Origin of the sequence: Haloechinothrix sp. LS1_15 (assembly GCF_033042135.1) — a bacterium.
Lineage (GTDB): Bacteria > Actinomycetota > Actinomycetes > Mycobacteriales > Pseudonocardiaceae > Haloechinothrix.
Window position 1 is genome coordinate 1 of the sequence record NZ_WBXM01000005.1, and the last position, 22414, is coordinate 22414.

At 69.8% G+C, this 22414-nt stretch carries 16 protein-coding genes; 7 read left to right on the top strand and 9 right to left on the bottom strand.

Features of this window, described 5'->3' with window-relative positions; translation table 11 throughout:
* Positions 1-670: DUF222 domain-containing protein (locus tag F8178_RS09285; RefSeq protein WP_317494310.1), on the top strand; the 670-nt coding region annotated here is incomplete at its 5' end.
* 107 nt (positions 671-777) lie between these two features.
* Here the strand turns inward: F8178_RS09285 and F8178_RS09290 are convergent.
* Both F8178_RS09290 and F8178_RS09295 read right to left on the bottom strand, forming a co-directional pair.
* Positions 778-1719 carry an undecaprenyl-diphosphate phosphatase gene (locus F8178_RS09290; RefSeq protein ID WP_317494311.1) on the bottom strand — a complete coding sequence of 314 codons (942 nt, stop codon included), beginning with the start codon at positions 1717-1719 and terminating at the stop codon, positions 778-780.
* A 27-nt stretch (positions 1720-1746) separates the two neighbouring features.
* Positions 1747-3438: a DUF885 domain-containing protein gene (locus tag F8178_RS09295; protein WP_317494312.1), complete on the bottom strand. Its 1692-nt coding sequence runs from the start codon at positions 3436-3438 to the stop codon at positions 1747-1749.
* A 127-nt stretch (positions 3439-3565) separates the two neighbouring features.
* Here F8178_RS09295 and F8178_RS09300 point away from each other — a divergent pair, with 127 nt between their 5' ends.
* The 4 genes from F8178_RS09300 to F8178_RS09315 are packed head-to-tail and all read left to right on the top strand — an operon-like array spanning position 3566 to position 7953.
* On the top strand, positions 3566-4648 hold the full coding sequence (locus F8178_RS09300; protein WP_317494313.1) for a polyprenyl synthetase family protein: 1083 nt from the start codon (positions 3566-3568) through the stop codon (positions 4646-4648).
* Between the two features lie 45 nt (positions 4649-4693).
* Positions 4694-6181: a phytoene desaturase family protein gene (crtI, locus tag F8178_RS09305; protein WP_317494572.1), complete on the top strand. Its 1488-nt coding sequence runs from the start codon at positions 4694-4696 to the stop codon at positions 6179-6181.
* A 4-nt stretch (positions 6182-6185) separates the two neighbouring features.
* Entirely contained in the window at positions 6186-7154 is a 969-nt protein-coding gene (locus tag F8178_RS09310; protein ID WP_317494314.1) for a phytoene/squalene synthase family protein, read from the top strand.
* A gap of 10 nt (positions 7155-7164) precedes the next feature.
* Positions 7165-7953: an LLM class F420-dependent oxidoreductase gene (locus F8178_RS09315; RefSeq protein ID WP_317494315.1), complete on the top strand. Its 789-nt coding sequence runs from the start codon at positions 7165-7167 to the stop codon at positions 7951-7953.
* Positions 7954-8041: 88 nt separating this feature from the next.
* On the opposite strand, the gene F8178_RS09320 is transcribed toward F8178_RS09315, so the two are convergent.
* Positions 8042-8410, bottom strand: a complete 369-nt coding sequence (locus tag F8178_RS09320) for an Rv2175c family DNA-binding protein (protein ID WP_317494316.1) — start codon at positions 8408-8410, stop codon at positions 8042-8044.
* A 115-nt stretch (positions 8411-8525) separates the two neighbouring features.
* Here F8178_RS09320 and pknB point away from each other — a divergent pair, with 115 nt between their 5' ends.
* A complete protein-coding gene (gene pknB, locus F8178_RS09325; RefSeq protein WP_317494317.1) occupies positions 8526-10463 on the top strand; it encodes a Stk1 family PASTA domain-containing Ser/Thr kinase in 1938 nt (645 codons plus the stop codon).
* A 38-nt stretch (positions 10464-10501) separates the two neighbouring features.
* On the opposite strand, the gene F8178_RS09330 is transcribed toward pknB, so the two are convergent.
* The 6 genes from F8178_RS09330 to F8178_RS09355 all read right to left on the bottom strand — a co-directional run bounded on the left by F8178_RS09330 (position 10502) and on the right by F8178_RS09355 (position 21171).
* Entirely contained in the window at positions 10502-11905 is a 1404-nt protein-coding gene (locus F8178_RS09330; RefSeq protein ID WP_317494573.1) for a class II 3-deoxy-7-phosphoheptulonate synthase, read from the bottom strand.
* 59 nt (positions 11906-11964) lie between these two features.
* Positions 11965-13026, bottom strand: coding sequence for a peptidase (locus F8178_RS09335; protein ID WP_317494318.1), 1062 nt, complete (start codon positions 13024-13026; stop codon positions 11965-11967).
* A 170-nt stretch (positions 13027-13196) separates the two neighbouring features.
* Positions 13197-14702 carry a glutamate synthase subunit beta gene (locus F8178_RS09340; RefSeq protein ID WP_317494319.1) on the bottom strand — a complete coding sequence of 502 codons (1506 nt, stop codon included), beginning with the start codon at positions 14700-14702 and terminating at the stop codon, positions 13197-13199.
* Complete coding sequence (gene gltB / locus F8178_RS09345) at positions 14695-19281, bottom strand: glutamate synthase large subunit (protein ID WP_317494320.1); 4587 nt, start codon at positions 19279-19281, stop codon at positions 14695-14697. The genes F8178_RS09340 and gltB overlap by 8 nt, the downstream gene beginning before the upstream one ends.
* Positions 19282-19670: 389 nt before the next feature.
* The gene (locus F8178_RS09350) at positions 19671-20342 is read right to left on the bottom strand and encodes a CBS domain-containing protein (protein WP_317494321.1); all 672 of its coding nucleotides are present in this window, start codon (positions 20340-20342) and stop codon (positions 19671-19673) included.
* 157 nt (positions 20343-20499) lie between these two features.
* Positions 20500-21171: a CBS domain-containing protein gene (locus F8178_RS09355; RefSeq protein ID WP_317494322.1), complete on the bottom strand. Its 672-nt coding sequence runs from the start codon at positions 21169-21171 to the stop codon at positions 20500-20502.
* A 228-nt stretch (positions 21172-21399) separates the two neighbouring features.
* Between F8178_RS09355 and F8178_RS09360 the strand changes: the two genes are divergently transcribed.
* Entirely contained in the window at positions 21400-22389 is a 990-nt protein-coding gene (locus tag F8178_RS09360) for an Acg family FMN-binding oxidoreductase (RefSeq protein ID WP_317494323.1), read from the top strand.
* Positions 22390-22414: the final 25 nt, after the last annotated feature.

The following is a 22414-nucleotide window of genomic DNA, read 5'->3' on the forward strand; positions in this document are numbered from 1 at the left end:
CGGCACCCCCGATACCCGGCCTCCGGAGCAGCGCCAGGGTGACGCGTTCGCGGCCATGGTCGGGCTCGTACTCGACGAGGGCAAACTTCCCGCCGAAGGTGGGGAGAAACCCCGCCTAGTGATCACCATCCCGCTGCGCGAGCTGTGTGCCGACGGGCTACCAGCCTCGACTGCGCTGCTCAACCGGGAGCTGCCGCTGAGTGCCGAGCAGGCCCGCCGCCATGCCTGCGACGCCGGAGTGATCCCCGCCGTACTCGACGGCCGCGGCCAACGCACCGTCTCCACCACCCAACGCCGCGCCCTGGCGCTGCGCGACGGAGGCTGTGTCTTCCCCGGCTGCACCCGGCCTGAGCGCTGGTGCCAGGCGCATCACATCCACCACCAGGCCCACGGCGGACCCACCAACCTCGACAACCCCGCCCTCCCCAGCGGCGAACACCACCGACGCATCCACCACAGCGAGTGGCAGATCCACATCGGAACCGACCAGCTCCCCTACTGCACCCCACCACCCTGGACACCCACCACGCGACGCATCATGCCCCACCAACAGACACGATGGCGATCACCACCCAGCACGGCGGGAGCCGGTGGCAAGCCATGTGCTGCTCGGCAAGCCGGCACGGAAACGTCACGTCGCGTTTCCTCACCGGTACCCGCTTGCCCCTAAGGTCGGGGTTGTCGCACCACTGCGCGTTAACGACTCGGCGTGCCCGACGCCATGCCGGGTGGGGCCGTCGCCGGTACGGCGGCGGCCCCGCCGATTCTTCCCGCCCGCTAACTGACACCGGTGACGAGCACGAACACCGCCAGCAGCCAGACGTACACCGCGAAGATCCGGAACCGGGCGGCTTCGAGCAGTCGTAGCACCACCCAGAGGGCGCCAGCGCCCACGACCGCCGCGACGACGAACCCGGTCGCCATGGCCGTCCAGCTCACCACGGTCAGCCCCCCGTCCCCCAGTACATCCACGAACTGCACCGCCGAAGCGGCCAGGATCGTGGGAATCGCCACGTAGAACGAGTAACGCGCGGCCAGTTTGCGTCCCATACCGAGCAACAACGCGATGAAGATCGTCGTGCCGCTACGGGACAGTCCTGGGGCGAGTGCCGCGGCCTGTGCCACACCGACGGCGATCGCCATGATCAGGCTGACGTCACGTGGCCCGGCCCAGCCGAATCGCAGCCACCGGCCGCCGCGTTCCGGCGTCATCGCGTCGGTCCACCAGAGCATCGCCCCGGTGCCGAACAGTGCGATCGCGACCGCCGTCGTCGACGCGAACACCGTCTCGGTCAGCGTGTCGCGCAGAAACAGGCCGAGAACGCCCGTCACGAACGTCGTCACGAGCCCCAGCATCACCAGCCGCGTCGCCAGCGCCCCACGGAAGCCCTTCCGCCAGGTCGTCGTGATCCTGCCCGTGACGATCTCGCGGTGCACCCCCCGACCCAGCTGGCGCAGCCCAGCCCCCATGACGACCACAACGGACACCAGCGTGCCTACGTGGACCACAAGGTCGAACAGCACCATCTCCTGCGACTCGGGAGGTGGTACCTCCGCTCCCCTGTCCGCCAACCAGGTCTGTACCAGCACCAGGTGGCTGGTAGAGCTGACCGGAACGAACATGAACAGGCCCTGCACGACCCCCAGCAGGACCGCGACGAGCAGGTCCACCATCACCTCCGCGATTCGTCCGACGGGCGGGGTCGCCGCGTTCGCCACGCGATACCCGCGCTCTCCCGCCGCTCGCTACATGAACGCGAGCTGCTCGCGGAGCGTATCCAATCCCATCCCGCCCATGCGCAGGGCCTGCATGTGGAAGTCCTTGATGTCGAAATCGGCACCTTTGCGACGCTCCGCGTCCTGCCGGGCCGCCAGCCACAGCCGCTCGCCCAGCTTGTAGGACGGCGCCTGCCCCGGCCAGCCGAGGTAGCGATCCAGCTCGTCCCTCACCAGCTCGGGATCGGTCATCGTCCTGTTCAGCAGGAACTCCAGCCCCAGCTGCGGGGTCCACCGCTCGCCCTCGTGGAATCCCGTGCCGGTAGGGATCTCCAGCTCCAGGTGCATGCCGATATCCACGATCACACGGGCCGCACGGAACAGGTGCGCATCGAGCATGCCGAGGAGGTTCCCGTCGTCGGACAGGTAACCCAACTCCTCCATGTACCGCTCCGCGTACAGCGCCCATCCCTCGGCGTGTCCCGAGGTGAACGCCATCAGCCGCTGGAACCGGTTCAATGTCTCGCCCTGGTACACCGCCGTGGCGATCTGCAAGTGATGCCCCGGGACGCCCTCGTGGTACACGGTCGTGGCCTCACGCCACGTCGGGAACTCGGCCTTGTCGCTCGGTACCGACCACCACATGCGCCCCGGCCGGGAAAAGTCCTCGTTCGGCCCGGTGTAGTACGCCCCGACCTTGCCGCCGGGCGGAGCGATCAAACACTCGAGTGCCATGATCTCGTCGGGGATGTCGAAATGGATGCCGCGCAGCGAGCGCAGCGCCTCGTCGGACAGCCCTTGCATCCACCGGCGGAACTCCTCCTGCCCGGAGACCAGGTAGCGCGGATCCGCGTCGAGTACCGCCGCAGCCTCCGCCAGCGTGGCGCCCGTCTTGATCCGGTCGGCAACCTCGCGCGCTCGCGCCTCGACACGGCTGAACTCCTCCCAGCCCCACTCGTAGGCCTCACGCAGATCGAGTTCGGCACCGGTGAAGAACCGCGACCACAACCGGTATACATCGGCACCGACGGCGTCCTTGGACGGCGCTTGCGGCGCGAGCTCGGCGCGCAGGAACCCGGCGAACTCGGCGAAGGCTTCCTGCGCGGCGTGCGCGTGATGGGCGAGGTCGCGACGCAGCGAGTCCGGCACACCGTCAGCGGCTTCAGCGTCGGCCGCCAGGGCGTCGAAGAAGCCCGGCTCGCCGTGCAGGCCCGCCCAGGTGTCACACTGCTCGGCGACCTTCGACACCTGCCGCAGGGCGGCCACCCTGCCTGCGTCGGCCGCCGCCAGCAGCGAGGCACGGACCTGATCCATCGCCGCGGGCACCTTGCTCATCCGTGCCGCTATCACCTCCCAGTCCGCGACCCGCTGCCTCGGCATCAGGTCGAACACCATGCGGATCTCGTGTACCGGGCTCTCGATCACATTCAGCGCCGCGGTGTCCAGACCAGCGTCATGCAGTTCGAGCTCGATGCCTGCCCGCTCGGTGAAGACCGCTCGGGCGGCCCGCTGCACCGCATCGGCCGGTTCGCGCTCGGACACCGCCGCGAGCGCTTGCCGTGTGAGTTCGGCCCGCCCGGCATGGCCGTCCGGCGAGTAGTCGGTCAGCTCGGACTCGTGCCCTGTGACTCCCATGAACGTGGCCGCTACCGGGTGCACGGCAGCGTAGTCCTCGACGTACCGGTCACAGATCTCGTGGATACCTGGTGTGCTGGAAGCCATAGCGGCACGTTACCTGCCGAGCCCGCTGACCGGCACACGACCTGCGCGCGGGCTCGGGCGTGTGGTGCAGGCACCAAACCGGACCCCCGGAACCGGTGACGGCGCCGCGAGCCAGGACCATGGACGGGTGACCGATCTCGACGCCGACCTACCGCGTCATGTGGAGCGGGTGCTTGCCGAGTACCTCGACAGCGCCCGGCACGGTATCGCCCACGTGGACGCCTTCGCCGAACCACTCGGTGCGCTGACCGACTTCGTGCTGGGGGGAGGTAAGCGCATCCGTCCCACCTTCGCGTGGTGGGCGTGGCGCGCTGCAGGCGGCGCGGCCAGCGGTGAGCACGCCGAGGCGGCGCTGCGAGCGGTGGCCGCGCTGGAGCTGATCCAGGCGTGCGCGCTCATCCACGACGACGTGATGGACGATTCACACTCACGGCGCGGCGCGCCGACGGTGCACGTGGCCTTCTCCGAGCGGCACGCCGAGCAGGGCTGGCGCGGCTCGGCCGAACGCTTCGGCCTGGCATCCGCCGTGCTCATCGGGGACCTCGCGCTCGCATGGGCGGACGACATGTTCACGTCGGCGGCGCTACCGGAAAGCGCCATGACCGCAGGCCGCCCCGTGTGGCACGCGATGCGCACCGAGGTGTTGGCCGGGCAGTATCTCGACGTGCATACCCAGGTCACCGGCGATCCGACCCCGGAAGCCGCGATGCGGGTGAACGAGCTCAAGACAGCCGCCTATACGGTAGCGCGACCGCTCCACCTTGGGGCAGCGCTCGGCGGGGCCGGTGCGGACCTCATCGACGCGCTGCGGTCCTTCGGCAACGACATCGGCGTGGCATTCCAGCTGCGAGACGACCTACTCGGGGTTCTCGGCGATCCCGCGGTCACCGGCAAGCCCGCCGGGGACGATCTCCGGGAAGGCAAGCGCACGCTGCTGATCGCGCTCGGTCTCGAGCACGCCACGCAGCGGGGCATGCCGGGCTGCGCGCGTGCCATCCGCGACGCCGTCGACGCAGCCGATCCGTCCGACGAGCAGATCAAGCGGGCGATCGGCGCGCTGATCGACGCCGGTGCGGTGGAATCGGTGGAGCTGCGGATCAGCAGGCTGAACGAAGCTGCCTTGACCACTCTGGACAATGCGAAGCTCGGTGAGCCTGCGGCGAGCAGGCTCACCGAGCTCGCTCACGCGGCCACCTCGAGGACCTACTGAGCACCGATGTCGAGCACCGCGCGCAGGCAGCGACGACCCGCCAGGATACGGACCGTCGACGGCCCCACCGACCACGTGGTCGTGGTCGGGGCCGGGTTGTCCGGCCTGTCGGCGGCGCTGCACCTGCTGGGCTCTGGCAGGCACGTCACCGTGCTGGAGCGCGAGGATCTGCCGGGCGGTCGCGCCGCGTCCACCCGACTCGGGGACTTCACAGTCGACACCGGCGCGAGCGTGCTGACCATGCCAGGCATTCTCGACGAGGCCTTCGCGGCCGTGGGGACCTCGCTGGCCGATCACGTCCGGCTGTCCCGCCTCGACCCGGCTTACCGTGCCCGCTTCGCCGACGGCAGCCAGCTCGCGGTACGTACCGATGCCGGGGCCATGGAAGAGGAGATCCGCAGTGCCGCAGGCCCCCGCGACGCGCGCGGCTACCGCGAGCTGCGCCGGTGGCTGGGTGAGCTGTACCGGGTACAGGCCGATCGGTTCATCGGCACCAACTTCGATTCGCCAACCGACCTGCTGTCCCCGGAGTTCGTCCGACTGGTCCTGCTCGGCGGGTTCGGCAGGCTCGGGCCGCGGATCGCCCGCTACTTCCACGACGAGCGGGTACGCAGGCTGTTCTCGTTCCAGGCGCTGTACGCGGGGCTGGCCCCACGATCGGCGCTGGCCGCCTACGGGGTCATCGCCTACATGGACACCGTCGGCGGCGTGTACTACCCGCACGGCGGCATGGGCGAGGTGGCCCGCGCCATGGCGGACGCAGCGGCCGCGGCGGGAGCCGACGTCCGGTTCGGCACCGAGGTCACCGGGCTGGACTGGGTCGACGGCCGGGTACGCGCGGTCCACACCGGCTCCGAGGAACGCATCGGCTGCGACGCCGCCGTGCTGTCCGTCGAGCTCACCACCGCGTACGGGTTGCTCCGTGGACGTCCCCATCGCCCGTCCCGGCTACGCCCGTCGCCGTCCGCGGTGGTGTTGCACGCGGGCTGCCACGATGCCCCCGGCGGGCTCGACGGGCACCATACCATCTTCTTCGGACACAACTGGGACGGCACGTTCACCGAGATCATCCGCGACGGCTCATTGATGAGTGACCCGTCGTTGCTGGTGTCCCGCCCCACCGTGACCGACCCGACCCTCGCCCCGCCGGGCAAGGACGTGGTCTCGATCCTGGCGCCCGCACCGAACCTCGACGTGGGACGACGCCTCGCCTGGGACCGCGTGGGACCCGCCTACCGTGAGGAGCTCCTCGCCACGTTGGGCGCGCGTGGCGTTTCGGGCCTGCCGCAGGTGATCGAGATGAGCGTGCTGCGGACACCGCGCGACTGGGCGGCGCAGGGGTTCGTGGCGGGCACACCCTTCTCGCTGGCCCATACCCTGCGGCAAACCGGCCCGTTCCGGCCGGGCAACCTGGTGCGCGGGGCCCGCAACGTGGTGCTGGCAGGCTGCGGCACGGTTCCCGGCGTCGGCATCCCGCCGGTGGTCATCTCGGGCAAGCTCGCCGCAGAGCGCGTCACGGGGCGGGGTGGGTAACGGCATGGCACCCCATGGCCGCACGGCGCGCGCCGAGCTCCACGCCGCCTACACCCACTGCCGCCGCATCAATGCATGTCACGGGCGTTCCTTCTACCTGGCGACCGCGCTGTTACCCGCCTGCGCGCGCCCGGCGACGCACGCGCTGTACGCCTTCGCCCGCACAGCCGACGAGATGGTCGACAACCCCCGGCCGGGCAGCGACCCGCAACGCGAGCTGGACTCCCTCGAGCGGGCGCTGCACCGTGCCCTCGACGGTTCGCCGTGCCGTTCGCGCCACCAGCCGGTGCTGGCGGCGGTGGCCGATACGGTGCGGCGTCACGGCATCGAACGCGAGCTCTTTGACGCCTTCCTACGCGCCATGCGGATGGATCTGTACACCACCGATTACGCAACGCACGCGGCGCTGGCGGAGTACACCTACGGTTCGGCCGCGGTGATCGGGTTACAGATGCTGCCCGTGCTCGGCACCGTCGTGCCTCGCGAGGAAGCCGCCGCCGAGGCCGCCGCGCTCGGTGAGGCGTTCCAGCTCACGAACTTCCTCCGCGACGTCGGTGAGGACCTGCGACGGGGACGGATCTACCTGCCGACCGAGGATCTCGCCAGGCACGGCGTCGATCGCGACCTGCTGTGGTGGTCGCTGCGCACCGGGCGGCGCGACCGGCGGATCCGCGCCGCCGTGGCCGAACAGGTCGATCGCACCAGGCTGATCTACCGGCGCGCGGAACCGGGAATCGCCAAGCTCCGTCCCGAATCCCGCCCATGCGTTCGCGCCGCTCTGCACCTCTACGCAGGCATTCTGGACGAGATCGTCACCTCAGGCTACGACGTGCTGCACCGCCGTGCCGTGGTGGGCCGCGCCCGTCGCATCGGCCTGATCGGCCGGTCACTGCTCGGTGAGTGGCTCGGGGCCCGCGGCGGGCACCGTGGTACGGCACGCCGAGCGGCGGCAAACCGGTGGACCCGTCGCTAGGCTGGCGGGCATGAGTACAGGTAAGAACCGACCAGTCCGCATTGGCCTTCAGCTGCAACCACAACACGCCGACTACACCGCGATACGCGCCACCGCCAGCGCGGCCGAGGATCTCGGGGTGGACATCGTTTTCAACTGGGATCACTTCTACCCGCTGTACGGTGATCCGGACGGCAAGCACTTCGAGTGCTGGACGATGCTCGGTGCCTGGGCGGAAAGCACGTCCCGAGCCGAGATCGGCGCCCTGGTGACCTGTAACAGCTACCGCAATCCCGACCTGCTTGCCGACATGGCACGCACGGTGGACCACATCAGCGGGGGGCGCCTTATCCTCGGCATCGGCTCCGGCTGGTTCGAGAAGGACTACACCGAGTACGGCTACCCGTTCGGCACCAAGGGAAGCAGGCTGGACGACCTCGCGGAGGCGTTGCCGCGCATCGAGGATCGGCTGGCGAAGCTCAACCCACCACCGACCCGCAGGATCCCGATCCTCATCGGCGGCGGTGGCGAGAAGAAGACGCTACGCCTGGTGGCCAAGCACGCCGATATCTGGCACGGCTTCGGCGACCCGGACACCGTCGCCCGCAAGGTCCGCGTGCTGGACGGTCACTGCGCCGACCTGGCTCGCGACCCCGCGGAGATCGAACGCTCCGTCGGTGTCGGCGATGTGCCCGACGAGCTCGGTCCACAGTTGCTGGAACTCGGCGTCACGCAGTTCACCGTGGGGGTGGGCGGCCCGGACTACGATCTCGAGCTGCTGCGCAAGTGGATCGCGTGGCGTGACAAGCAGAACGGCTGAGTCGCCAAGGTCAGCCCAACGGCCAGGTTCCGTCGCACGCCCGTGCCCGCAGGCTCGACCGGCCCCGCGGGCTCGGGCCGCGGCAGGGTCACAGCGCGGAGGCCTGCGCGCGCCGCTTGACCTCCGTCCCTCGGTTGCTGCGTAGCGCGTTGATCGGAGTGCCGCCTGGCAGGCTCTCGTCCTCGGTGAACAGCCAGTCCAGCATCTCCGCGCGCTCGAAGCCCGCGTCCGAGAGCACCGTCAGCGTGCCCACCAACCCTTTGACCAGGGCACCCTCGGCAATGAAGTCCTCGGGGACGCAGTGTTCGCCTCCGCGTTGTAGGGCGATGAGATGACCGTCTCGCACCATCTGACGTACTTTGTTGACCGGGACTCCGAGCCGGTTCGCCGCCTCGTCGAGCGTAATCACGGCGACGTCGGCGTCCAACACGTCCTCGGCGACAGGAATCGCACTCACAAGTATCAGCCTGCCATACACCCCCACCTTCCGGCATCAGGTCGATCACCCTCGTGCCGGCGTTTCTCACCGCCCGCCCACCGCGGCCGATCCGGCCCGGATACCATCCACTGATGTGACACAAGCGGATGCGACCCTGGTCGGGACGCTGCTCGACGGCCGGTACCGGGTCATGGGGCTGCTGGCCCGCGGGGGAATGGCGACGGTGTTCCGGGGGGTCGACACCCGGTTGGACCGCCAAGTAGCGATCAAGGTCATGCATCCGCAGTACGCCGCTGACCGTACGTTCGCCGAGCGGTTCGAGCGGGAGGCGCGGGCCGCCGCGCAGCTCCATCACCCCCATGTCGTCGCGGTCTACGACCAGGGCGTCGATCAGCACGGCGACCAGGCGTATCCGTTCCTCGTCATGGAACTGGTCGACGGGGGGACACTGCGGGACCTGCTCACCGAGCGCGGCGCCATCGACGTCCCACTGGCGGTGGCTATCGCGCTGCCCGCCCTGCGGGCGCTGTCTGCGGCGCACGACGCGGGCCTCGTGCACCGCGACGTCAAGCCCGAGAACGTGCTGCTCGGCCGTGACCGCCAGGCATCAGCCACCGGCGGCGGGATCGCCAAGGTAGCCGACTTCGGGTTGGTGCGCGCGATGGCGACCGCCAGCACCACCAGTTCGAGCGTCATCCTCGGTACCGTCACCTACCTGGCCCCCGAGCAGGTCACCACCGGTGATGCCACGGCGCGCAGCGACGTCTACTCGTTCGGCGTGCTGCTGTTCGAGATGTTGACCGGGCAGGTGCCCTACACCGGGGATACCGCCTTATCGGTCGCCTACCGGCACGTCAACGAGGACGTTCCCGCGCCGAGCTCGCTGAACCCGAACGTCCCGCCCGCGCTGGACGAGCTGGTGCTGCGTGCCACCCGACGCGCCCCAGAGGCCAGGTTCGACGACGCCAGGGCGCTGCTGACCGAGCTGGACCGCGTCCGGCAGGATCTCGGCGTGCCCGCCGTCGCCGTTCCCGCCCTGCCCCCTCCCGACCGCGATCAGGACACCACGACCGGCGACACCGTGCCGGTCTCCGCCCGTAACCACGCCGGGCGCACCACCCGTGCGCTGTCACGCGCGGTCCCGCTGGCCGCAGACGAGGACGCAGGTGCGGGAGTCGCAGGGCGCTCGTGGCGGCGCCGCGCCGTCCTGCTGGCGCTGCTGGGACTGCTCGCGCTGGCCTTTGTCGGCGCCGGTGTCTGGTGGTTCGGCGCGGCGCAGTCGACCACCGTTCCGGACGTCGAAGGCATGGCCGTCGACGAGGCCGAAGCCGAGCTGCGCCAGGCCGAACTCACCGCGGAGGTATCCCACCGAAGGCACAACACCGTCGAAGCGGGGCTGGCCATCGGCACCGAACCCCCTGCAGGGAGCCAGCTGGACACGGGGGACTCCGTGGAGCTGCTGATCTCGGCGGGCAGACCGGTCGTGCCCCACATCACCGAGGGAACCGATCGCGCCGACGCGGAGGCGGCCATCACCGAGGTGGAGCTGGTTCCGAACCATGATCCCGGCGCCGACGAGTACCACCGTTCGGTCGCCGAGGGTGATGTCATCCGTGTCCAGCCGGAGCCGGGATCCGAGCTGGACATCGGCTCCGAGGTCACCATGGTGCTGTCGTTGGGGCCGCCGCCCGACCCCGTCCCCGATGTGACGGGTATGTCGCGGGACAACGCGTTCGACCGGCTCCGCGAGGAGGGTTTCGACCCGTACGAGGCCGGTGAGGAGTTCGCCGAGGGGGTCGAACCCGGGCACGTCGTCCGGACCGACCCGGAGGCCGGGGCCACTCCCGAAGGCGATACGCCACGGGTGGGCGTGGTGGTGTCCAATGCCGTCGAGGTGCCCGGCGTGACCGGCCGCACCATCAGCCAGGCCGAGAGCATCCTCGCCGAGCACGGCCTCACCGCCGAGGTCGACGGTGGCGCGGGCCGGTTCTCTATCGTGGTGAGCCAGAGCCCGTCCTCAGGGGAGCTCATCGAGCCGGGCGGCACGGTCACCATCGACGCCTTCCCGTGACGTCCTGCCAACGACCGCGGTCGTTGGCAGACGAGGCGCTAGTTGCGCAGCATCTCGGCGACCAAGAAGGCCAACTCGAGCGACTGTTGCGTGTTCAGCCGGGGGTCGCAGGCGGTCTCGTAGCGGCCAGCCAGATCGGTGTCGGTGATGTCCTGCGCCCCTCCGAGACACTCGGTGACGTTCTCGCCGGTGAGTTCGATGTGGATACCGCCGGGGTAGGTTCCCAGCGAACGGTGCACCTCGAAGAACCCCTGCACCTCGTCGACCACCCGGTCGAAGTGGCGGGTCTTATAGCCGTTGGAGGACTCGTGGGTGTTGCCGTGCATCGGGTCGCACTGCCAGATCACCCGGTGACCGGCGGCCTCGACCTTCTCCACGATCGGCGGCAGCACATCCCGCACCTTGCCGTTGCCCATGCGGGCGATGAGCGTCAGCCGACCCGGCTGGTTGTGCGGGTCCAGCCGCTCGACGTACTCCACCGCCTGTTCTGGGGTCGTGGTCGGGCCGATCTTCAAACCGATGGGGTTCGCCATCAGCTCAGCGAAGGCGATGTGCGCGCCGTCCAGCTGCCGGGTGCGTTCGCCGATCCACAGGAAGTGCGAGGACAGGTTGTACAGCTTCGCGTCGGATGACTCGGGGTGGTCCAGCCGCAGCATGGCCCGCTCGTAGTCGAGCAGCAGCGCCTCGTGGCTGGCGAAGATCTCGGTGGTGTGCAGGGACCGGTCGTCCACCCCGCACGCCGACATGAACCGCAGCCCCCTGTCGATCTCGCTTGCCAGGGCTTCGTACCGCTCACCTGCGGGAGAGGTGCGTACGAAGTCCTTGTTCCAGTCGTGCACCTTGCCGAGGTCGGCCATCCCGGCCGCCGTCAGCGCGCGCACGAGGTTCATCGCCGCCCCCGAGTTGGCATACGCCCGGATCATCCGCCCGGGGTCGGGCACCCGCAGCTCTTCGGTGGCCGCCAACGAGTTCACGATGTCGCCGCGGTAGACGGGCAGACCGAGGGCGTCGGTGCTCTTCGAGCGAGGCTTGGCGTACTGCCCGGCGATCCGGCCGACCTTGACCACCGGGAGGCTGGCGCCGTAGGTAAGCACCACGGCCATCTGTAGCAGCGTGCGCAGGTTCGCGCGGATGTGTTGCTCGGTGTTGGACTCGAACGTCTCCGCGCAGTCCCCACCCTGCAACAGGAACGCCTCGCCGCGGGCCACCATCGCCAGGCGCTCCCGTAACCGGTCGACCTCGGCGGGAACCGTGATCGGCGGCACCGATTCCAGCACCCCGCGCGCGTGGCGCATGAGCTGCTCGTCCGGCCACTCCGGCTGCTGTGCCGCCGGCTTGGCCAGCGCTTCGTCCAGCCGCTGTCGCAGCTCGGGCGACAGCGGCGGCAGCGCGGGCAGCGTCTCCATCGGCACGTCAACTGTCCAGTTCACGCACCCAAGAATACGGGTCCGCCGATCCCGTCCGGCGTGTGCCCGCGCCCCGGACGGCCGTACCGCCGTCGCTAGCTCACCGAAGCGCGCTCGTAGACCTCCTGTGCCGCGTCACCGAAGTACGGCCCGAACATCACACCGGGCAGGAAGATGTAGCCGAAGCTGTTCACCGAGTTCTGCACCCCGGTGCCCGCCTGCTCGTCGAAGCCGAGGAACCAGGGACCGCCGCTGGAGCCGCCGGTCATGTCGCAGCGCATGCCGATCGCGGTGCTGAACAGCGGGTCGTTGAACGTATCGCCGCTGCAGCGGATCAGCTCACTGCCGTCGTAAGGCGGGGCAGCGGGGTAACCGAACGCGTCCATGTGCTGGCCACGCTCCTGGTTGAACGCGATGCCCTGCCCACCGACCACGTCGGTGAGCCGCTGGCCGTCCTGCTCGTGCACCACGGCGGCCCCGACATCGTAATTGATGTCCTCGTTGTCCACCCACTGCTGCGTGGCCATCGTGACCTCCGCGGGCCACTCGCCGTGCGGGGCCTGGCCATCGTGGTATCCCGGCACGAAGACCCAGTCCTCGTGCCAGGAGCCGTCCATCTTCACGCAATGCCCGGCTGTCATCACGGTGCTGCCGTTCTCGCTGGTCACCGCGTTACCACTACAGGAGGCGTCCTGGCCGTCGAAGGTGAAGAACACCCGGCCCGCGGTATCGGCGACCTCACCACCACCGGGCCAGGGCTCACCGGAGGCCGTGCGGAACAAGCCGAGCAGGCCGTCGAGACCGGGCAGCAGGTCATCCAGCTTCAACCGCGGTGTCGACGGGATCGACACCGGCTCGCCGCCGGTGACGGTGTCGACGACCTCGCCGAGGCTGACACGTTTGCGGTCCTCGGTGATGAGCTGGTCCATCGGCACGGCCTCGCGCATCCGCTCCGCCGTCCACGAGCCGACGACTTCCTCGGCGGTATCGCTGAGCACGGTGCCGGACACGGTGCCGGCCACCGCAGAGTCGATGGTCCCGCTGAGCCCGCTCGCTGCAGGCTCACTCGCCGAGGCGGCTGCCGGTGCGGCGAAAGCCGTGGCCGTCAACGCGCCGGTGCACAGCAGGGCGGCAGTCCGGCGGTAGACTCGATTCATCGCTCACCTCGTCCCTGGCCAGGGGTGCTGGCCGCATCGCGGGGGCAGGTCCGGTCCATTGACCTACTGTAGAAAGCGTTACCGGTATCACAGTGATCTCATGACGCAAATCACTCCGAACGGCCCAGCACCTTGCTCCGTTCCGCCCAGTACCGACGGCTCCCGGTCACTCACACCACCGACAGCGGCATTGCCGCGGGATGCACCGGATCGGGTAGCCGCGACTCCCCCGTCAAGTAGGCGTCGACGGCGTGCGCCGCCGCACGGCCCTCCGCGATCGCCCAGACGATCAGTGACGCCCCCCGATGGGCGTCGCCACAAGTGAAAACCCCGTCGGCCGCGGTCTGCCAGTCGCTGCTGCAACCCAACGTGCCTCGCGCGGTCGGCCTCAGCCCCAGATCGTCGAGCAGCCGCATCGGTTCTACCCCGGTGAAGCCGATCGCCAGCAGCACCAGGTCGGCAGGCAGTCGCGCGGGCTCACCGACCGGGGTCACTTCGCGGCGTCCGCTTTCCGGATCGCGCCGCACGGCCACCTCGCTCAACTCGATCTCGCGTACGTGACCGGCATCGTCCCCGAGGAAGCGGGTGATCCCGACGCCGAAGACCCTGCTGCCCCCTTCCTCGTACGCCGGGTAGGTGCGCAGGATATGCGGCCACGTCGGCCACGGCGAGTGGGTGTCGTCGCGTTCCTCGGGCGGTCGCGGGTACTGGTCGAGCTGGGTGACCGACAACGCCCCCTGCCGGGTGGCCGTCCCGTAACAGTCCGCGCCGGTGTCGCCGCCGCCCACGATCACGACGTGCTTGCCACGCGCGGTGATCGGGCTCGGACCGTCGCCTGCGCATTCCCGGTTGGCCGGAACGAGATGCTCCATCGCCAGGTGGATGCCATCGAGCTCCCTGCCAGGGATGCCGCGATCGTCCCTGCCCCGCAGCGCACCAACCGCGAGCACCGTGGCGCCGAACCGCGACCGCAGGTCGGGCACGTGCAGATCGACACCCACCTCGCAGCCGGTGACGAACTCGACGCCTTCGGATTCGAGCTGCCACAACCGGCGGTCGATGCGCTGCTTTTCCATCTTGAACTCGGGGATGCCGTACCGGAGGAGCCCGCCCGACCGGTCGTCGCGCTCGAACACCGTCACCGCATGACCCGCACGCCGCAGCTGCTGCGCGGCGGCCAACCCGGCAGGCCCGGAACCCACCACCGCGACCCGCCTGCCGGTGTGCGCCTCCGGCGGCAGCGGCCGGATGTAGCCCCGCTCCCACGCGGTGTCCACGATGGCCTGTTCGATCCGTTTGATGGTCACGGGCCCGCCGAGTGCGGGCGTGATAGCCAGCACGCACCCGGCCTCGCACGGTGCGGGGCACAGCATGCCGGTGAACTCGGGGAAGTTGTTGGTGGCGTGAAGCCGCTCGCTGGCGCGTTCCCACTCGCCGCGCCGCACCAGCTCGTTCCACTCGGGGATCAGGTTGCCAAGCGGGCACCCGGCTCCCGCAGAGTGGCAGAACGGGATCCCGCAGTCCATGCACCGGCTGGCCTGGGTGCGGACCGCCTCGTTGCGTTCGTGTGGGTCGAGCTCGGCGTAGACCTCGCGCCAGTCGGCGACCCGCTTGCGCACGTCCCGCTTGGGGGCCTCGGCGCGGGCGTGGGTGAGAAAACCGGTCGGGTCAGCCACGAGCCGCCTCCATGATCGCCTCGTCGACATCCCTGCCTTGCTCGCGGGCGCGCCGTGCCGCGTCGAGCACCCGCTGGTAGTCGCGTGGCATCACCTTGGTGAACGCGGCGGATCGTCGGGGCCAGTCGGCGAGCACACCCGCGGCCACGGTCGAGCCGGTCGCCTCCCGGTGCCGAGCCACGGTTTCCCGCAACCACGCGAGGTCAGCGGCGCCCGGCCGCTGCAACTCCACCATAGCGGGATTCACCTTGGCCGGATCGAGGTCGAGCACGTACCCGACACCGCCGGACATGCCGGCGGCGAGGTTGCGGCCGCACTCGCCGAGAACCACGGCCCGCCCTCCGGTCATGTACTCGAACGCGTGGTCACCAGCGCCTTCGGCGACCGCGCAGGCGCCGGAGTTGCGCACGCAGAACCGCTCCCCGGCCTGGCCGCGCAGGTAGATCTCGCCGCCGGTGGCCCCGTAGGCGATCACGTTGCCCGCGATGACGTGATCCTGCGCCCCCGACCCGATGAACCCGGTCTCCTCCGGCGGGCGCACCACGATGCGACCGCCCGACAACCCCTTGCCGAGGTAGTCGTTGGCGTCGCCGATGAGTTCCAGCGTGATCCCGGTGGGCAGGAACGCGCCGAGCGACTGCCCTGCCGAGCCGGTCAGCCGGATCCGGATGGTGTCCTCCGGCAGACCCGCGCTGCCATAGCGGCGGGTCACCTCCGCGCCGAGCAGCGTTCCCACGGTGCGGTTGACGTTGCGCACCGGCAGCTCGAGCCGAACCGGGTGGGCGTCCTCCAGCGCCGCCTCGGCAAGCTGGATCAGCGTCCGGTCGAGCGCGCGATCGAGACCATGGTCCTGCCCGCGGGTGGCGAACCGTGCCACGCCATCAGGGTCGCGGGTGGGCACGTCGAGGATCGGGCCCAGGTCAAGACCGCGCGCTTTCCAGTGCTGCTCGGCCGCGCCGGTGTCGAGCATCTCCACCCGCCCGATCGCTTCGTCGAGGCTGCGCAGGCCCAGCCCGGCAAGCAGCTCACGTACCTGCCGAGCGACGAACCGGAAGTAGTTCACCACGTGCTCGACCCGGCCGGCATAACGCTCGCGTAGTGCGGGGTTCTGGGTAGCGACTCCGACAGGGCACGTGTCAAGATGGCACACCCGCATCATGACGCAACCGGCGACGATCAGCGGCGCGGTGGCGAATCCGTACTCCTCGGCACCGAGCAGCGCGGCGATCACCACATCGCGCCCGGTCCGCAGCCCGCCGTCGACCTGCACCACGATCCGGTCGCGCAGCCCGTTGAGCAGCAACGTCTGGTGGGTTTCCGCCAGACCGATCTCCCACGGAGTGCCCGCATGCTTAAGCGAGGTCAGCGGAGCCGCACCCGTCCCGCCATCGTGGCCGGAGATCAGCACAACGTCGGCTTTGGCCTTGGCCACCCCCGCGGCGACCGTGCCGACACCGAGGGCGCTGACGAGCTTGACGTGGATGCGCGCCCGGTCGTTGGCGTTGGCGAGGTCGTGGATCAGCTGCGCCAGGTCCTCGATCGAGTAGATGTCATGGTGCGGCGGCGGAGAGATCAGCCCGACACCGGGTGTGGAATGGCGTGTCCTGGCGATCCACGGGTAGACCTTGTTCGGGGGTAGCTGGCCGCCCTCCCCCGGTTTCGCGCCCTGGGCCATCTTGATCTGGATGTCGGTGGCGTTGACCAGGTACTCGCTCGTCACCCCGAACCGCCCGCTGGCCACCTGCTTGACCGCGCTGCACCGCTCGGAATCGTAGAGTCGGTCGGCGTCCTCGCCGCCCTCACCGCAGTTGGAGCGGCCACCGATACGGTTCATCGCGATCGCCAGCGTCTCGTGCGCCTCAGCCGACAGGGCGCCATAGGACATGCCGCCGGTGGCGAACCGGCGGCAGATCGCCTCGACCGGCTCCACCTCATCCACCGGCACCAGATCTCGGTCGCTCCGTAGCGTGAACAACCCGCGCAGCGTGCCGCCCTCGCGTTCCAGCCGGTGCACCTGCTCGGTGTAGGCGCGGTAGGCCCGGTCGCGTCCCGAGCTGCCCGCGTGCTGCAGCAAGAACACCGTCTCCGGGGTGAACAGGTGCAGCTCCCCCTCGCGCCGAACCGCGTACTCACCACCGGCCTCCAGCGAGCGGTGCGCGCTCTCGCCCCTGCCCGGCGCGTGGGCCCTGCGGTGACGCTCAGCCACCTCGGCTGCGAGCACGTCGAGCCCCACCCCACCGAGCCGGGAGCTGGTGCCGGTGAAGTGCTCATCGAGCAGCCGCTGATCCAGCCCGAACGCTTCGAAGACCTGCGCCGCGGTGTACGCGCCGACGGCCGAGATCCCCATCTTCGACATCACCTTGCGCACGCCCTTGACGAGCGCGTCGATGTAGTTGCGCAGTGCGGTGCCCGCGTCGACCCCGGTGACCACACCCGAAAGCAGCAGATCCTCGATGGATTCGAAAGCCAGGTACGGGTTGACCGCGGCGGCACCGTAGCCGAGCAGCAACGCGATGTGGTGCACCTCCCGCGCGTCGCCGCTTTCCACCACGAGGGCCACCCGCAGCCGCTCCTTGGTGCGGATCAGGTGATGGTGCACCGCGGAGACCAGCAGCAGGCACGGGATGGGAGCATACGTAGCTGTGGAGCCGCGGTCCGACAGCACCAGCGTGCCCGCCCCAGCCGCGATCGCCGCGGACGCCTCGGCACACACACGCCGGATGGCCGCGGCCAGCGCCTCGCCGCCACCGTCGACCGGGTACGTACCGTACAGCACCTGGCACGCGTGCCCAGGCAGGTTGCCATCGTCGTTGATGTGCACGAGCTTGGCGAGCTCGTCGTTGTCGACGACCGGAGTAGGTAGCTGGATGTGCCTGCACGAGGCCGGGGCGGGCGCAAGCAGGTTCTGCTCCGGCCCCATGATGCGTGCCATCGAGGTGACCAGCTCCTCACGGATGGCATCCAGTGGCGGGTTGGTGACCTGCGCGAAGTGCTGCACGAAGTAGTCGTACAGCAGCCTGGGGCGCTGCGAGAGCACGGCCTGCGGGGTGTCGGTTCCCATCGACCCGATCGGCTCCGCCGCGGTGGTGGCCATCGGTGCCAGCAGCACCGACAGCTCCTCCTCGGTGTAGCCGAAGGTGAGCTGGCGGCGCAGCACCGACTCGTGGGTGGGCATCACGTGTTCGCGTTCCGGCAGGTCGGCAAGGCGCAGCAGCCCGGCGTGCACCCACTCCCGGTACGGGTGTTGCGCGGCGAGCTCGTCCTTGATCTCGTCGTCGTCGAGCAGCCTGCCCGCCGCGGTGTCGAGCAGGAACATCCGTCCCGGCCGCACCCGGCCCTTAGCGATCACCTCCGCCGGCTCGATGTCGGCGACGCCGGATTCGCTCGCCAGCACGATCCGGCCGCCCGCGCAGCGCCACCACCGCGCGGGCCGTAACCCGTTGCGGTCCAGCACGGCGCCGACCACAGTGCCGTCGGTGAACGTCACGCAGGCCGGCCCGTCCCACGGTTCCATGAGACTGCCGTGGAACCGGTAGAAAGCCTGGTGATCGGGACCCATCCCGTCGTGGTTCTCCCAGGCTTCCGGGATCATCATCAGCACCGCGTGCGGCAGGCTGCGGCCACCGAGATGCAACAGCTCGAGCACCTCGTCGAAGGCGGCCGAATCGGAGACCTCCGGAGAGCAGATCGGGTACAGCCTGCTCAGATCGCCGGGCAGCAGGTCCGATTCCAGGAGCGCTTCCCTGGCGCGCATCCGGTTGCGGTTGCCACGGATGGTGTTGATCTCGCCGTTGTGGGCCACGAACCGGAACGGATGGGCCAGCGGCCAGGAAGGGAAGGTGTTGGTGGAGAACCGGCGGTGCCCCAACGCGATGCCGGACTCCAACCGCGGGTCGGTCAGGTCACCGAAGAACACCGGGAGCTGCGCTGTGGTGAGCATACCCTTGTACACGAGGGTGCGCGCGGACAGCGAGGGAAAGTAGGTGTCGCAGCCTGCCGCCCTGCTGGCGTGCTCGACCCGCTTGCGGAGGCAGAACGTCAGCCGGTCCAGCTCGGTGCCGCTGGCTGACGCGGCGCCGTGGTTCGCCGCCGCGGTAACGAACAGCATCGCGATGTGCGGCATGGCCGAGCGCGCGGTGGGGCCGAGTCCCGTAGCGTCGGGCCGCACGGGCACGTCCCGCCAGCCGAGCACGCGCAATCCCTCTTCCGCCGCCAGCCGGTGGACGAGCTGGACGGCGGACCGACGCCATGCCTGCTCGGCCGGCAGGAACGCCAGGCCCGCGGCGTACCTGGCCGCGCCCTCGGGGGCCGGGCTCGGCAGCGTGATGCCGGAGGCACCCGCGACCTCGCGCAGGAAGCTGTCCGGGAGCTGCACCAGCAGCCCGGCGCCGTCACCGCTGTCCGGTTCGGCACCCGCAGCTCCCCGGTGGTCGAGATTGGCCAGCGCGGCCAGCGCCTCGCTGACGATCGCGTGCGAGGCACGGCCTGCGACGTCGGCCACCATCGCCACGCCGCAGGAATCGTGCTCGGTGGCGGGATCGTACAGCCCCGCTCGGTGAGGAATCCCGGAAGTGGCCACCTGGTCAACTCCCTGACCTGCTCAAGCGATGGGGCCGCGCCCCGAACGAGGTGACTCCGGTCGGCGCGTCACAGGCGCTGGACGGCGGTGATCGGTACTGCCGAGCAGCTCACCTGTCCCTCTCAGTGTGCGCGTCCAGCAGGAGAAGTCAACATGCGGCCAGGGATCCAGCTCACGCCAGCGCCCCTGGGGACGTGCTGTGACGCGTGGCGTACGTCGTCGGGATCCGGTGCGCTGCTCGATGGCTCGCTTCACAGCGGAGCCGTACGCCGCCTTTCTCCCGGCGCGCCCGAGAAGGGATTACGCGGTCGTGTCGTGTCCACTGTGGTCCCATGGCCCGGCCCGCGCGACACCCGACTCGTGCCGGGTTCTCCCGTTCCCGCCTACCGTCAGGCCCGCGCGGCCTCGATGTCGTCGACGGCGAAGGCGAGCTTGCTGTGCACCGCAACGACGCCGGAAATCTGCCCGGTCAGCTGGACCGCTCGCTCCGCCTCGCTCCTGGTGTCCACGACGCCGTCCAGGGTGACCTCACCCTCGACCACCCGGACCGCGATCTCCTCGGGTGGTGCCCACAACGCGAACCGCAGCACCTGACGCCGGACCGTCTCGGCGAGCTCGCGGTCGCTGCGGGTGAAAACGCGCAGCACGTCCCGTCTGGAGACGACACCGACGAGAGCGTCGCTGCCATCGACCACGAACAGCCTGCGCAGCCGCCCTGCCTGCAGCTCCCGAGCGGCTCGTGCCAGCGGCTCTTCTGGGCCGATCGTCCGTACCTTCGGCGTCATCACATCGCCGACCGTGGTCGCTCGCGCCTGTCGATACCGGCGCTTGCTGCCCCGGCTCGCCAACAGTCCCGGGCTCCGCAACCGCCCCCGCGTGCGCTCCTTGACCAGCAAGTCCGCTTCCGATACCACGCCAACGGGCTGCGCTCCCGGACCGACCACAGGCAGCGCGCTGATCTCGTGCTCGGCGAGCAGCTGGGCAGCCTCCTTGAACGGGGTCGTCGGCGAGACACTGATGACGTCCCTGGTCATCACGTCCGCGACTGTCGACGTCAGCATGGTGACCTCCCTGCGGTGAGGTGTCGTGGATACCGGAATCGTCGCCCGACCCGCACGGCGTGCGGCAGTGCCGAGAGTCGCCGCTTGAGGGGACCAATGTCCTCGCACGCTGGGGCGGTTCCGTCAACCCGGCACCATGGGCTCACCGGCTCGCGTCCTAGGCGAGCTGACCGCGATCGATGGCGTCTACAGTGGGCACCAAGCGATTGCGAATCCCGACGACACCAGGAACCTGGCTGGCGAGCTCGGCGGCGCGTGAGGCGTCGCCACGACGCGGGACGGTGCCGAGCAAGGTGACCACACCGTCCTCGACATCAACCTGCACCTCGTGGGGATCCGACCGGTGCGCGTCCCGGACGAGGCCGCTTTCGACGTCACGTGCGATATCGCGATCGGGTCGCCGGAAGATCCGGAGCAGATCGCGGCGGCTCAGTACCCCGACTACCTTGCCGCCGTCGACGACGAACAACCTGCGCATCCCCTCGTGCAGCAACGCGTTCACCGCATCCTGGATCGAAGCGCGCGCGTCAACGGTACGCACTGGCGCGGTCATCAGGTCCCTGGCCACCAGGGCCTCGGCCTTACGCCATCGGCGCCGCAGCAACGGGTTCACCAGGAAGCCGGGACGCTTCTCGCCTGGATGATGCAGATGTTTGACTACCAGATCCATCTCCGAGACCACACCGACCGGCTCACCGAACGCGTCGAGTACAGGTACCGCGCTGATCCCGTTGTCCGCGAGGAGTCGGACGATCTCCTTGAACGGTGTGTGCACCCGAACCGTCCGCGGGTCGGCCGTCATCACCGACGCGACGGTCGCTCTCATCATGCCCTCCGTACGTCGTTGCTGCCGGGTACATTCACCGTAGGAACGCGTGGTGCCGGCCGTGCAGGGGCGAAGTCCCCCATGCCACTGGGACTTCCGGCACCGACCGGGATCCGTAGCGACCCTAGGTCCCCGTACGGAGGGACCTATGCCCGTGCCGCACCGCGGGACGGCCAGCCAGGCTAGGACTCATCACTCAGAGATCCGATGTTCTCGCGTAGGGGTACAACGATGACCACAACGACGCCAGCGGCGATCGCGAATGCGCTCGACGCTGCGGTACGCGCCCCTTCTCCGATGAACACGCAGCCGTGGGCGTTCGACGTCGACGGTGATCGGATCGCACTGTGGCTGGATCGCAGCAGGGTGTTGCCGGTCGCCGACCCGCAGGCGCGCGAGGCCCGCCTGTCCTGCGGGGCCGCGCTGTGCAACCTGCGCATCGCGCTGCGCGCGCACGGCAGGGTGGCGCTGGTGACGCTATTGCCGGATGGCAACGACCCGGACCTGCTCGCCGTGACCCGGATCGCAGGCGAGCGCATCGCCACCGCCACCGACCTCGAACTCGCCCGCGCGATCCCACTGCGCCGTACCAACCGCCACCCGTTCCGTAACCGTGATGTACCACCGGCCGCGCGATCGCTGCTGACCACCGCCGCGCGCGCGGAGGGTGCGCGGCTGGAGCTCGTCGACGACCCGGAACGCTACGGCAAGCTCGCCGAACTCGTGCGCCGTGCCGAGCGCGCCCAGGACAGCGACGGTGCGTACCAGGTGGAGATCAAGCGATGGGTGGGCGGAGCGGATGGCAGGAGGGACGGAATCCCGCTCACCGCCGTGGGGCCACCGGCGGTTCCCAGCAGGAACCTCGCGCTGCGCGCCCACTACCGCCCCAACCCGCTGCCTGCACGGCGATTCGAGAACCAACCGTTGCTGGCGGCGATCCTGACCTCGGCCGCGGGTCCACGCTATGACCTGATCGCGGGCGCCGCCATGCAGCGCGCCCTGCTGGCAGGCTGCACGGTCGGGCTCAGCGCATCCTTCCTCTCCCAGCCCTTCGAAGTACCGGAGGTGCGCTCCCAGCTGCCGGGAGCACTCGGCGTCGCTGGCGAGCACGCCGAGATCCACACCCTGCTGCGGATCGGCTACGGCACGGCGCGCGACGCCACACCACGGCGTCCAGCCACGGATGTGGCGAGCCACCACGCTGTAGCCCCTCGCTGGTAGGCTGGCCGACCGTCGGCACCCGCCG

Excerpts from the sequence above, each read along its gene's own strand:
- F8178_RS09295 (WP_317494312.1), bottom strand. The coding sequence starts at position 3,438 with ATGGCTTCCAGCACACCAGGTATCCACGAGATCTGTGACCGGTACGTC.
- F8178_RS09310 (WP_317494314.1), top strand. The coding sequence starts at position 6,186 with ATGGCACCCCATGGCCGCACGGCGCGCGCCGAGCTCCACGCCGCCTAC.
- F8178_RS09315 (WP_317494315.1), top strand. The coding sequence starts at position 7,165 with ATGAGTACAGGTAAGAACCGACCAGTCCGCATTGGCCTTCAGCTGCAA.
- F8178_RS09335 (WP_317494318.1), bottom strand. The coding sequence starts at position 13,026 with ATGAATCGAGTCTACCGCCGGACTGCCGCCCTGCTGTGCACCGGCGCG.
- F8178_RS09350 (WP_317494321.1), bottom strand. The coding sequence starts at position 20,342 with ATGCTGACGTCGACAGTCGCGGACGTGATGACCAGGGACGTCATCAGT.
- F8178_RS09355 (WP_317494322.1), bottom strand. The coding sequence starts at position 21,171 with ATGATGAGAGCGACCGTCGCGTCGGTGATGACGGCCGACCCGCGGACG.
- F8178_RS09360 (WP_317494323.1), top strand. The coding sequence starts at position 21,400 with ATGACCACAACGACGCCAGCGGCGATCGCGAATGCGCTCGACGCTGCG.